Raw genomic sequence first — 12,072 nt, 5'->3', positions numbered from 1 at the left:
TCACAGTACCGGGCCGGATACCCTTGAAGCATGACTCCCAAGAACTCCCAGACCATGAAGCCGGCAACAGCTGCCAAGAAACTCGGTATCTACTTGCCCGCTGCACCGCAGGAGTTCCAGGACTCACCCGTCACGCGCGACCAATACGCCGAGCTCCAGGCCAACCCGCCCGAGTGGCTCGCCGAACTGCGCCGCAACGGCCCCCACCCGCGGCCGGTTGTGGCCCAGAAACTCAACATCTCCATCAGCGGCCTCACCCGCGGTGGCGTCACCGAGCCACTCACGACGGCGGAAATCGCCGAGCTGCTGCAAACTCCCCCTCAGTGGTTGGTGGTTGAGCGCGCCACCCACGCTGCTGTGCGCGCCGAGACCTTGCGGGTTAAGGAAGAGGCCCGCAAGAAGGCTGCCACCAAGGAAGCCAGGGAGAACGCCGCTGCCAAGCGCGAAGCTCCCAAGGGAACCAAGCGCAACTCCTAAACAAAAGCTGTGGCCGGGGCGGAAACGTCACGGCCACAGCTGTTTAGCTAGTCTTGGTGGAGCATCACAAAGTTGCCACAGCCGTCGTCGAAAACGGCAGTGACACCCGACGGATCCTCCGCAGGTTCGCCCTTGAAGGTCACGCCGGCGGCCAGAAGACGCTCATACTCGGCCCGCACGTCCGGCACACCGAGGACAACGGCCGGCATCCCGGCTTCGTACACAGCATTCATGTAATTGGCACCGATGGGGTTATCGCTGGGTTCCAGCAGCAAGCCTGGAACGCTGTCTCCCGCACCCGGGTCCTTGATGATGAACAGGTTCGCCTCGGGCATGGCCATGAGGGTGTCGAAACCGAGCGTCTCGGTGTAGAACGTGTGGGCCGTAGCTGGGTCTTTGACGTGGATGCTGCACATTTTCAGTCTCATGGCCCTAGGCTACGCCGCAGCACCGACAGCCAAAACGTGCGCGCATGCGGCGACGGCCACGGAAGAATCCCGCAGCCGTCGCCAACCCGTTAGGGTTCCATGCGCCAGAACGTGCGGACAACGTCCCACGCAAAGCGTGCGATGTTGACCAGCAGGTTCAGGCGGCCCCAAGGCTCGGGACGTTGCTGTCGTCGAGACATGGTGCACCCCCTCCCACAGGACAGGGTGCGACCGCACAGCCTGCTTGCACAGAATGCGCGCAGGGGCATACCCTTGTGGTGTGGTTTGCAAGGATATACCCCTTGTCATCGCACCAAAGAGCGCTTCGCGCTGAACCAGGACCCGATTGCAGTCGGGTCCTTCGTTCTTAACGAAGCAGCAGGCTCTTGCCCGCTGATTCGAGTGTACCGAGAGTTGGCTACCCTATCTGAAATGCCAGTTCGCGATGTTGAAATCGCCCTGTACCCAAACTCCCCGCCGGAACGCATACTGAAAACACAGCCTTTTGCGTCCGGGAGGTAGTCCGATGCTCATGTGGGGTTTGGCGCTGGTCCTCGCGACGGCGGCCACGACGTTCGTCCTGCATCGCAAGCTCACGCACGGTCGCGGACCTGAGCCGGACACGATCTTTTGGGACCTGTTTGCCGGACTCGCGGTGATCGCGCCCGCCATCCTGGTCCCGGCACTTCAGTGGCCTCCCGCCGGACTCGTGATGGTCGCGTTGGCAGGAACGACGGCGGCAGGAACCTTGGCGGTCGCCCGGAAACTTGAGCGTGTGCACGCTGCAGAGCCGTGGCGCCGCGCAGGTTTTGCCGATGATGCGGCACACCACGAAGTGATCCTGGCCCAATGGCGAAAGTACGAATTGGACCCCGGCCAGACCATCGACTACCCCGCCATGACGGACGTGCGGGTAACAGAAACCGCTACCCTCACCAAAGCCATGCGCGAAGCGGAATATTGCAAGGTGACCGCTGGCACCGACTACAGTGCCGCCGTCGAGCGCCTTGCCCAAGCCCTCACTGAAGCCGAGCGCGCCGCCGGCGTCCCCCAAGCCACACTGTGAGGCCCGCTCTGCGCCCCATCGCGTGGTTTTAAGGCGCAGAGCGGGCCCCACAACGCAGCATCTAGCTTCGGGAAGCGCCGGTGCGGGAGAAGTTCCTGAAGAACTCGGGACGCACCCGGTACATCACCAGCATGACCACAACACCCAGCAGGATCACGCCCATGCCCAGGATGAACACCAGGCCGATTCCGCCAATGGAGGAGCCCGATCCGTAGGCCGGATCAAGAGAATCAACGGCGGTCTTCACGAACATGACCAACAGGATCACGCCGCCCAGCAGAGGGGCCAGGAACTTGAAGAAGAAGGAGCGGACACCGGCAAAGGCAGAAGCCCGGAAGTACCAAACGCAGGCCAGCGCAGTGATGCCGTAGTAGAAGCAGATCATCATGCCCAAGGCCGTGATGGTGTCCCAGAGGGCGTTCTCAGAGACGGTCCGGGTGATCACGTAGAAGCCCGCAGCTGCAATGGCCGCGGCAATCGTGGCGGTGCTGGGCGACTTGAAGGTGGGGCTGATCCGGCCGAAACGAGGCGAAATGGCCTTGTAGTGGCCCATCGCCAACAGCGTCCGGGCGGGAGATACGAACGTCGACTGCAGCGATGCCGCCGAACTGCTCAGGATCGCCAAAGACATCAAAATGGCGAATGGCCCCATCACGGGACCGGCCAGCACGGCGAAAATGCTCGACTGATTCTCCGGATTTCCTGCACCAAGACCGGTATCGCCAACGCCCGCGAACGAAAGCGTGGCCAGGGCAACGGTCATGTAGATGATCACGATGACCAGCACGGTCACGGTCGCTGCGCGGCCGGGGGTCTTCTCCGGATTCTTCGTTTCTTCATTCATGGTCAGGGTCACGTCCCAGCCCCAGTAGATGAAGATCGAGAGGGAAACACCTGCCGTGAAAGTGGTGAAGGAGTCCACGGCGAACGGGTTGAACCAGTCTGGCGAAACGGCGGTGGCATCGAAGGCCGTACCGTTGGCAACGTGCGCGAAGGCCGAGATCGCAAACCAGCCGAGTACCAGCAGTTGGAACGCCACCAGCACATACTGCACGCCCTTGGTGGTTTCCATGCCGCGATAGGAAATCCAGCAGGCCGCCGCGATGAACACCAGCGTCGTGGCGATGTTCAAAGGAAGGATCTTGCTCAGCTCAGCCAGTGACGGGTTGCTGAACACCTGGCCCAGCATCAGGTAGAAGAAGTCCACAGCCACCGCGGCGAGGTTGGACAGCACAATGATCGTGGCCGCGATGAGCCCCCAGCCACCCATCCAACCGATCCACGGACCAAAGGCGCGAGTGGCCCACGTAAAGGAGGTACCGGCGTCGGGCATGGCGTTGTTGAGTTCGCGGTAGCCGAGCGCCACGAGCAGCATCGGAATGAAGCCCACCAGGAAGATCGCAGGCAGGTGGACGCCCACTTCCGAGACCGTCGGGCCGAGTGCTGCGGTCAGGGTGTACGCGGGTGCGATGCAGGAAACGCCAATCACGACGGCGCCGATGAGGCCCACCGATCCGGCTTTCAGGCCCTTCTCACTCAGGGCCGAATCTTTCGACTGGACCGTCTTTGGTGCAGTTGACATGGGAATTGCCTCTCAGGCGGCGGGCGCTAGGAGCGCTGTCGCGTGTAGTCGCGGGGAACCACGATCATTGGTACTGGCAGGGCACGCAGGATGCGGTTTGCGGTGGTGCCCAGGAAGGTGGCGCGGTGTTGCGCCAAGCGGCTGGAGCCGATGAGGAGGATTTCGCCGTCTTCCCACTCGAGCCGGTCCACCGCTTCTTCGATGGTGCGGCCTTGTGCGACGACGATTTCGGGCTCGGTCCCGGAATCAGAGGCGGAACCCCCGACGGCGGCAAGACGGTCGGCGGCATGCACCCAGGCGGCGTCGGCGAGCCCTGGCGAGTTACCGCCGTCGAGCGCCAACAGGGAGACGAGCCGCAGCGGAAGGTGACGGTCCCCCGCGGACTCTACGGCGACGTCGAGCAGTTCGTCCGCGCCCGGCCGGGTGCCGAAACCACAGCTGATACGCGTGATGCGGTCCGTTCGGTTGTAGCCGTGCGGCGCCAACGCAACGGGAAGCGGCGCGGAATGCAGCAGCGAACTCGCTACCGAGCCGATGGTGAAGCGCTTGAAAAGCCCATTGTTGGTAGCACCGATTACCAGCGCGACGGCGTCGAATTCCAAGGCCGCATCGATCAGCGCCTGTGCCTCTGAATCGCCCCGGCGAATGTGCGCCCGGGCAGTGACGTCGTCCGGAACCAAGGCCAGGCCTTCGTCGAGCCACTGCTTTGCCTGCTCGTTGAGGATCGAATCGTAACCGGGCTCCGGTGGGTAGACCGCGTTGAACGGGGAATCCTCCGGGACCACCAGGACCAGATCCAGGCTGGCGTCCTGGCCGCGGGCCAACGCAATGGCGAGGTGGACGGCGTCACGACCCCTCGCGTTGGCGGTGTAACCGACGACGTAGCGCATGGTTGCCCTTTCGATACTTAAACAGTGCTGCCGGCAGTCCGGGGACGGCACTTCCCCCGGACTGCCGGTTGCTTGATTCTGCGGCTAGACGGCTACCGAAGCCAGCTTGTTGGCCTCGACGATGCGCGCGGCGGTTGCCTGGCCCATGCGGACTGCGCCATCGACGTGCTGGTACCCCTCGGCGGCAAGGTCGGACGAGGACCAGTAGATGGGGCCGACGTTCGCGTGCTGGTCCTTGCCGTAACGGTGCAGGCCGCCAAGGTCGTAGCTGGAGGCGTAGGCGCCGCGGGTCCATTCCTCGGAGCCCCAATCGGACTCGTAGTACACCTCGGGAGTCAGGGCCTTGTCGCCCAGGAAACCGGCGATGGATTCAAGGATGGCCTTCTTGCGGTCTTCGGCGCTGAGCTCGAACACGGCGTCGGCCTTTTCATCGGACACGAAGCCCACCAGCGTGCCGCGGGAGTCTCCGTGGTTGGTGTTGTCGTAGACCTCCTGGACCAGCGCACCGGCGCCGAAGCCCGTGCCGGAGAGTCCCTCTTCACGCCAGAACGGTGTCTCGTAGACGGCGTGCACCTTGATCACCAGGCCCAGCGACTGGTGCTGGTGCATCTGGTGCTGGCGGCGCGGCAGCGGCGGGTTGAAGGACACGCGCGAGTACAGGTTCGGCGGAACGGCCATGATCACATAGCGGGATTTTACGGTTGCACCGTCGGAAACAACGGTTACGTTGTTGCCTTCCCAGTTGATGGTGCGCACCGGGCTGTTGAGGACGACGTCGGAGCCCAGCTCAGCTGCCTGGAGCAGCGAGACCTGCTGCATACCGCCGATCACGCGCTTGTCCAGGATGAAGTCCTCGTCCGTGAGGTGCGTGAAGGAGCCGGCCGAAGCCGCCATCAGGACCGCCTGCAGGGCGGAGAACGCGTGGGCGGGCTTGGTCAGCATGCCGCCGGCGATGAACAGGCCAATGTTGTTGCAGGCTTCTTCATCGTGCGAGTTCTGGCGGAGCCAGTGGTGGAAGGAAATGGTGTCCAGCTCGCGGGCCTTGGGGTGTGCCCAGGGTTCAGTGGGGCCGATTTCCGCAGCGAGCCCGTCAAGGATGGCTACAAGCTTGTCCATTTCGGCCTTGGTGGTTTCGCTGACGGGGAAGGTATCGCCGGTGTAGCGGGTGGGCTTGCCGTCTGCGCCGATGTAGACGGACTCGCCTTCGCGGTAGCGCGAGTACATTTTCAGGCCGAGCTCGTCCAGCAGCGCCATGAGGGCGGTCTGGTCCGGGGAAACCCACTGGCCGCCGATCTCCAGCATGGCGCCGTCGATGGTGTCGGTCCAGGTGCGGCCGCCCACGCGGTCGCGCGCTTCAAGCACTGCGACGCTGAGTCCGGCCTTCTTCAGTTCGCGTGCCGCCGTCAACCCTGACGGCCCGGCACCGACGATCACAACGTCGCGATCAAGATTCTGCATGATGTCCTCTCCGTGGCCGTCCGTTGGTGGCTGACCAATAAATGAATGTCATTCATTTATATCCAGAGTAGCCCGAAAGTCAGCGGCTGTGAAGACCCGATGGAATAATGCTGGGGACACAGGCAGCAGAAAGGCTTCCGATGCCCGCACCCTCACCAGCCCCCTCCGCCACCTCAAGGCGGCGTGCCGGGCGACCAACCGCGGCAGTCCTGGACCAGGACGGAATCACGACGGCGGCACTCGGGTTGATCAGCAGCAAGGGTTACGACGGGCTCACCATGGCGGCGTTGGCCCGATCTTTGGGAGTGGCCCCTTCAGCGCTGTACAACCACGTCTCCTCCAAGGACGACGTGTTGGTGCTGCTTGAAGACCACTTGGCCGCAATGGTGGACGTGTCAGCTTTTGGCGTGGAACCGTGGGACGTCGCGGTCCGGCGCTGGGCATGGTCCTACCGGGACGTATTCTCCGAGCACACTCCCCTGATTCCTGTCATTGCCGTGCTTCCCGTAGCGAATGCACCTAAGACGCTGGCCATGTACGAGGCCGTGACCGCGGGCTTCCGCGATGCAGGCTTCCCCGAGGAACGGATCATCTCCGCGATCGTGGCCCTGGAAGCCTTTGTGTTCGGCGCCGCCTACGATGTCACCGCACCGGAAGACATTTTCGACGCCGGCAATCTCGCCGACCAGGTCCCGAACTTCACCTCCGCCGTGGACCGACTGGCCTTGGAAGGGCACAAGCGGCCCACGGATGTTGCGTTCAGCCTGGGCCTCGAAGCATTGATTGCGGGTTTTGGGGCGCTGCGCGCGTAGTCTGCCTAGGCTGGATTTATGACTGAAACGCTGGACGAGGGTCCGTTCTATCACGGCACGAAAGCCGAACTTAAGGCGGGCGACATCCTTTCGGCGGGCTACCGCTCCAACTACCGTCCCGACGTCGTGATGAACCACATCTATTTCACCGCCTTGCGTGACGGTGCCGGACTGGCGGCGGAGATCGCCGTCGAACTGGCCTCGGGACCCGGCGTGCCGCACGTCTACCTCGTGGAACCGACCGGACCGTTCGAGAATGATCCGAACGTTACGGACAAGAAGTTCCCCGGAAACCCAACCCGTTCTTACCGGAGCAACTCTCCGCTCAAGGTTGTTGCGGAAATCCACGACTGGACACGGCTCACCCCCGAAGCACTGCAGATGTGGCGGGAACGGCTGGCGGTGCTCTTGGGTGACGAGGGTGGGGAAATCATCAACTAGCAACCTAGTGCCAAACAAGTGCAGTATGATGCACTACGTGGATGATGGAGCAGAAGCACTGGCGCGCGCCATTGGGGTCCGTGTCAGGCAAGAGCGAAATGGCCTGGGCTGGACCCTCGACCGTCTTGCGGAGGCCGCTGGCGTAAGCCGGCGAATGCTCGTGAACGTAGAGCAGGGTGGGGTGAATCCGAGCATCGGAACCCTGCTGAGACTCAGCGATGCCTTGGGCGTGGGCCTGCCTGCACTGGTGGAGCCTCCCGCTCCACGCGCGCCGAAAATCACCCGGGCAGGCGAAGGTGCCGAGCTGTGGACCGGACCTTCCGGCGGGCGCGGCGTACTGGTGGCGGGCACCGAGTCTCCGGACGTCGTCGAGCTTTGGGATTGGACATTGGCCCCGGGCGAGCGACACGAAAGCGAAGCCCACGCAGCCGGTACGCGTGAGCTGTTGCAGGTCCAGGAGGGCTCCCTCACGGTGGACATCGAAACCGAAAGCCATGAGCTCCAAGCCGGGGACGCACTCACCTTCCGCAGTGATGTGGCCCATTCCTATGGAAACCCCACCGGTGAACCCACCCGGTTCTCACTCGCCGTCTACGAGCCGGGCGTTGGGGCGGGTCACCGAACGGAGGGTCCGCATGCGTAAGACGCTCACCGTGGCTCCGCCCTGGTCCTTGGCAGTTGCGGCAATGTTGGCCATTCAGTTTTCCAACGCACTCTCTGTTGCGGTCATCGGCCAGGTTGGACCCGCAGGAACAGCTTGGCTGCGCATGTGCTTTGGGGTGGTGTTCTTGTGGATCATCAGCCGTCCGGCCATCCGTTCCCTGCGCCGACGCGATTTGCCGGCGTTGATCGCGCTCGGCGTGGTGACGGGATTCATGACCACGCTTTTCCTCGCCGCCGTCGAACGCATCCCGCTGGGGACCGCCGTCGCGATTGAGTTCCTTGGACCCCTCACCGTGGCCGGGCTGATGAGCCGGAACCGCAGGGCGCTGGTGTGGCCATTCCTCGCCCTCATCGGCGTAGTGCTGCTCACGGAGCCGTGGGCGGCCTCGATCGACTTTGCCGGCGTTGGTTTTGCCTTGGCCGCCGGCGTCTGCTGGGGCTTGTACAACGTCCTGACACAACACGTTGGCGACCGCTTTGCCGGCATTAGCGGCTTGTCGCTCACCATTCCCGTCGCAGCCCTGGCCACCCTGCCCGTGGGCCTGCCGCAAGTCCTTGGGCACCATTTCGAATGGTGGGTCCTCCCCGCGGCGGCCGGCATCGCCCTGGTCACGCCCGTGATTGCCTTCGGCCTGGAGATGCTTGCGCTGCGGCGGATGACCCACACGGCCTTCGGCACGCTGTTGTCGATCGAGCCGGCCTTCGGAGTGTTGATCGGATTGCTGGTGCTGGCCCAGGCGCCCACAGTCATGCAGTTGCTGGGGATCGCGTTGGTTGTGCTGGCGGGGACCGCGGCCCAGCAGGGTGGTCGCCGCAGCCCGGACGCCACGGTTACCACCGATGTTCCCGCTACGCCTTCTTAGAACCCTCCTGACGGGCCGGAACGGTTCTGACACCGATCGGCCTCCTCAACGCTGCGACCAGAACCGCGCCACCCAAAGCGCAGTTCCCTGACTGCGCGCTCCCCCAAACGCCATGGTGGCAAGCCTAACGGCTTGGGGGAACGGATAGTCTTATCTCAGCTGGGAATCGCCTGGCAGTAAATGCAAGACCCAATGGGGGATTTGGAAATGAAGAAGTTTGCGCTGCAGAGTGTCGGAATTTCGGCCTTGGTCATGATGGCAGTGACCGCTTGCGGTGGGTCCACGGGGTCCACGGACGCCGCTTCGCCGGAGGCCACGGCGACGCCTACGCGCACAGTTGCCAAGCAGTACACCAACGAGGAACTCGTTGGACTGGTCAAGCAGATCAAGCCCAAGTCCGGCAAGGAATTGACGGTAGCGTCCAGCGAGGAACTCGCGCAGGAGAATCCCATCAAGGCCCTCCTGAGCATGTTCACGATCGAACCTGCCGAGTGCAAGGACCTCGCGACGCTGGGCGGCAATACGACATTGGCCGGTTCAACCACCGCTGCCGGGGCAGATCTGGATGCTGAATCGGGGGTCATGACCATGGTGACCCTGACGTCCGGACTCGATAAGCAGAAACTCCAGGACAGCATCGACCAGAGCGGCGCACAGGCCCAAAAGTGCGCGAAAATGACCCTCTCCATGGCCGGTCAATCGATGAATGTCTCGACTGAAAAGTTCGACGGCATCAGCGCGGTTCCCGGAACTGTGGCTTACAAGACCGAAATGTCCTCAGCCAGCGGATCGACGCAGACCACGTACATGGCCTACGCCATAAAGGACGGGGTACTGATCTCGGCTACGGCTTCCGGCAAGGGCGCCGAAGCGAGCGGTGTTGCCACGGCCAGCGACCTCATGGAACAGGCCGCAGCGCTGATCAAGTAGCAGTCCTCCATACAGGGGCCGCGACCTTCGCCGGGTCGCGGCCTTTTGTTTGTTCCGGGGACAGGCCCAACAAGAAGCCTCCTCTTGTAGCACAAGTAGCTAACTTGTATCCTAAGTAAAACGACTTAGGAGACCCCTTGAGCACCGTAGACCTCATCCGGCACGTCAAACTGTCCACAGCCCGATTGCCCCTCACCGTTCCCATCAGCGACGCCAAAGTCTTCACCGGCAGGCAGAAGCCCATGACCGAAGTGGTGTTCCTGTTCGCCGAGATCACCACGGAACAGGGCCACAGCGGCGTCGGTTTCAGCTATTCCAAACGCGCAGGCGGCCCGGCTCAGTACGCCCACGCCAAGGAAGTTGCGGAGGGCATCATCGGCGAGGACCCCAATGACATCGGCAAGATCTACACCAAGCTCCTCTGGGCCGGAGCCTCGGTTGGGCGGTCCGGCGTGGCAACGCAGGCACTGGCCGCCATCGACATCGCGCTCTACGACCTCAAAGCCAAGCGCGCCGGACTCCCCCTCGCCAAACTCCTGGGCTCCTACCGCGACTCCGTACAGACCTACAACACCTCGGGCGGCTTCCTCAACGCCACCCTGGACGAAGTCAAAGCCCGGGCCACGCAATCCATCGAAGAAGGCATCGGCGGCATCAAGATCAAGGTGGGTCTGCCCGATTCCAAGGAGGACCTCCGCCGAGTTGCCGGGATCCGCGAGCACATCGGCTGGGACGTGCCCCTCATGGTGGACGCCAACCAGCAGTGGGACCGTGCCACCGCTCTGCGCATGGGCCGCCAGTTGGAGGAGTTCAACCTCATCTGGATCGAGGAACCGCTGGATGCCTACGATTTCGAAGGCCACGCACACCTCGCACAGGTCCTGGACACCCCCATCGCCACCGGTGAAATGCTCGCCTCCGTCGCCGAGCACAAGGGCCTTATCAGCGCGAACAGCTGCGACATCATTCAGCCGGACGCCCCTCGCGTCGGCGGCATCACCCAGTTCCTACGCCTCGCCGCCCTCGCTGATGAACGCGGCCTGGGCCTGGCTCCGCACTTCGCCATGGAAATCCACCTCCACCTCGCCGCGGCCTACCCGTACGAACCATGGGTTGAACACTTCGACTGGCTCGATCCCCTCTTCGAGGAGCGGCTGGAAACCAAGGGCGGCCGCATGATCGTGCCAGACCGCCCGGGGCTCGGCGTCACCTTGAGCGAGCAGGCACGCGCCTGGACCACCGAATCCGTGGAATTCGGCGCGTAATCTTGAACCCATGAGCCGCAACCTGACCACGGACCTCGCCGCCGATCTCCGCAACCGCATTGTGGACGGCGCCATCCAGCCAGGTGAAAAGCTCCCCAGCGAAAACACCCTCATCAGCGAATACGGGGTGAGCCGGACAGTGGTCCGCTCCGCCCTGACGCGCTTGCAGGCCGAGGGCCTCGTCGAGACCGAACGCGGGCGGGGCAGCTTTGCGCTGACCCCGCCCGACGACGGGCCCGTCCATGCGCCCGGAACTCGCCAGGTGTCCAGCCTGGAGGACCGCCTGCAGATGCTGGATTTCCGCATCGGTGTGGAAACGGAGGCCGCAGCACTGGCCGCGCAGAATCACTCGGAACGCCAATTGAAGGCGGTCCAGGGAGCCTTGGAACAGTTCACTGCGAGTTCCGGCCACCCTGCCCACGCCATGAAGGCCGATTTTGAATTCCATCGGGCAATCGCTGCAGCTTCCGGCAATCCCTTTTATACGGACTGCATCTCCGCGCTCGGCCAAACCATGATCACCATGCCCCGCCCGCGCTTGGTCTCCAGCGACGAGCCCGACTCCCCGGAGCGCTTCGCCCAGGTGGTCCACGAGCACTCCTCCATCTACCATGCCATCGCCGATGCAGATCCCGTCGCTGCCGCCGCAGCGATGCGCCTCCACCTGAGCAACTCACGACGCCGGTTCAAGGCTTCCGCGCGCGGCTGACCTCCCGGCCCACTCCCCCAACTGGATCGCAATAGTGCGCGTTTTCAGCGGGCGGTTTCTAGCGGTTATCGCAACAGGAAGGTTCTGATCATCTCATTTGGGGTGCAGAAGTCGAATCGTTGGCGGGGTCTGTCGTTGAGTTCGTGGGCGACGTAGTCGAGGTCTGTTTGGCTGTAGATGCTCAGGTCTGTGCCTTTGGGGAAGTATTGGCGCAGGAGTCCGTTGGTGTTCTCGTTCGAGCCGCGTTGCCAGGGTGAGTGGGGATCGCAGAAGTAGATGTCGATATCGGCTGCGATCTTCACTTCCTTGTGCTTGCTCATCTCGGTCCCTTGGTCCCAGGTCAGTGAGAGCCTCAGCTCGTCGGGGAGGGCGCTCATTTTGCTGATCAGTCCGTCCCGGACGGACTCGGCACGGTTCTGATCTGCGGGTACGTGGACGAGCATCACGAACCCGGTAGTGCTTTCCACAACAGTGCCGATGGCGGTTTT

Annotated in this window: 14 protein-coding genes; 9 read left to right on the top strand and 5 right to left on the bottom strand. The window is 63.2% G+C overall.

Annotated features, from left to right (window positions below):
* Positions 1–30: 30 nt before the first annotated feature.
* On the top strand, positions 31–477 hold the full coding sequence (locus ACH488_RS18165) for a DUF5997 family protein (protein WP_397325946.1): 447 nt from the start codon (positions 31–33) through the stop codon (positions 475–477).
* 47 nt (positions 478–524) lie between these two features.
* On the opposite strand, the gene ACH488_RS18160 is transcribed toward ACH488_RS18165, so the two are convergent.
* Positions 525–905, bottom strand: coding sequence for a VOC family protein (locus ACH488_RS18160; protein WP_397325945.1), 381 nt, complete (start codon positions 903–905; stop codon positions 525–527).
* A gap of 526 nt (positions 906–1,431) precedes the next feature.
* Between ACH488_RS18160 and ACH488_RS18155 the strand changes: the two genes are divergently transcribed.
* Positions 1,432–1,971 (top strand): hypothetical protein, encoded by a 540-nt coding sequence (locus ACH488_RS18155; protein WP_397325944.1) that lies wholly within the window; start codon positions 1,432–1,434, stop codon positions 1,969–1,971.
* Positions 1,972–2,032: 61 nt separating this feature from the next.
* Here ACH488_RS18155 and ACH488_RS18150 read toward each other — a convergent pair whose 3' ends face one another.
* The 3 genes from ACH488_RS18150 to ACH488_RS18140 all read right to left on the bottom strand — a co-directional run bounded on the left by ACH488_RS18150 (position 2,033) and on the right by ACH488_RS18140 (position 5,901).
* Positions 2,033–3,553, bottom strand: a complete 1,521-nt coding sequence (locus ACH488_RS18150) for an APC family permease (RefSeq protein ID WP_397325943.1) — start codon at positions 3,551–3,553, stop codon at positions 2,033–2,035.
* A gap of 26 nt (positions 3,554–3,579) precedes the next feature.
* Entirely contained in the window at positions 3,580–4,443 is an 864-nt protein-coding gene (locus tag ACH488_RS18145) for a universal stress protein (RefSeq protein WP_397325942.1), read from the bottom strand.
* Positions 4,444–4,527: 84 nt separating this feature from the next.
* On the bottom strand, positions 4,528–5,901 hold the full coding sequence (locus ACH488_RS18140; RefSeq protein WP_397325941.1) for a flavin monoamine oxidase family protein: 1,374 nt from the start codon (positions 5,899–5,901) through the stop codon (positions 4,528–4,530).
* Between the two features lie 107 nt (positions 5,902–6,008).
* Here ACH488_RS18140 and ACH488_RS18135 point away from each other — a divergent pair, with 107 nt between their 5' ends.
* From ACH488_RS18135 to ACH488_RS18105, 7 genes are all read left to right on the top strand, one after another.
* Positions 6,009–6,713, top strand: a complete 705-nt coding sequence (locus ACH488_RS18135; protein WP_397325940.1) for a TetR/AcrR family transcriptional regulator — start codon at positions 6,009–6,011, stop codon at positions 6,711–6,713.
* Positions 6,714–6,731: 18 nt separating this feature from the next.
* Complete coding sequence (gene arr / locus ACH488_RS18130; RefSeq protein ID WP_397325939.1) at positions 6,732–7,154, top strand: NAD(+)--rifampin ADP-ribosyltransferase; 423 nt, start codon at positions 6,732–6,734, stop codon at positions 7,152–7,154.
* Between the two features lie 37 nt (positions 7,155–7,191).
* On the top strand, positions 7,192–7,797 hold the full coding sequence (locus ACH488_RS18125; RefSeq protein ID WP_397325938.1) for a helix-turn-helix domain-containing protein: 606 nt from the start codon (positions 7,192–7,194) through the stop codon (positions 7,795–7,797).
* On the top strand, positions 7,790–8,680 hold the full coding sequence (locus ACH488_RS18120) for an EamA family transporter (RefSeq protein ID WP_397325937.1): 891 nt from the start codon (positions 7,790–7,792) through the stop codon (positions 8,678–8,680). The genes ACH488_RS18125 and ACH488_RS18120 overlap by 8 nt, the downstream gene beginning before the upstream one ends.
* A gap of 207 nt (positions 8,681–8,887) precedes the next feature.
* Entirely contained in the window at positions 8,888–9,610 is a 723-nt protein-coding gene (locus tag ACH488_RS18115; protein WP_397325936.1) for a hypothetical protein, read from the top strand.
* A 137-nt stretch (positions 9,611–9,747) separates the two neighbouring features.
* Entirely contained in the window at positions 9,748–10,875 is a 1,128-nt protein-coding gene (locus ACH488_RS18110) for a mandelate racemase/muconate lactonizing enzyme family protein (RefSeq protein ID WP_397325935.1), read from the top strand.
* A 10-nt stretch (positions 10,876–10,885) separates the two neighbouring features.
* Entirely contained in the window at positions 10,886–11,584 is a 699-nt protein-coding gene (locus ACH488_RS18105) for a FadR/GntR family transcriptional regulator (RefSeq protein WP_397325933.1), read from the top strand.
* Positions 11,585–11,649: 65 nt separating this feature from the next.
* On the opposite strand, the gene ACH488_RS18100 is transcribed toward ACH488_RS18105, so the two are convergent.
* Positions 11,650–12,072, bottom strand: a 423-nt coding sequence (locus ACH488_RS18100; RefSeq protein WP_397325932.1) for an IS30 family transposase, incomplete at its 5' end; no start/stop codon positions are given.

Source organism: Paenarthrobacter sp. NPDC018779, from assembly GCF_044391085.1.
In the GTDB taxonomy this organism is placed as follows: Bacteria; Actinomycetota; Actinomycetes; order Actinomycetales; family Micrococcaceae; genus Arthrobacter.
The sequence above is the reverse complement of the archived record's forward strand: the minus strand, read 5'-3'. Positions and strand labels throughout refer to the sequence as shown.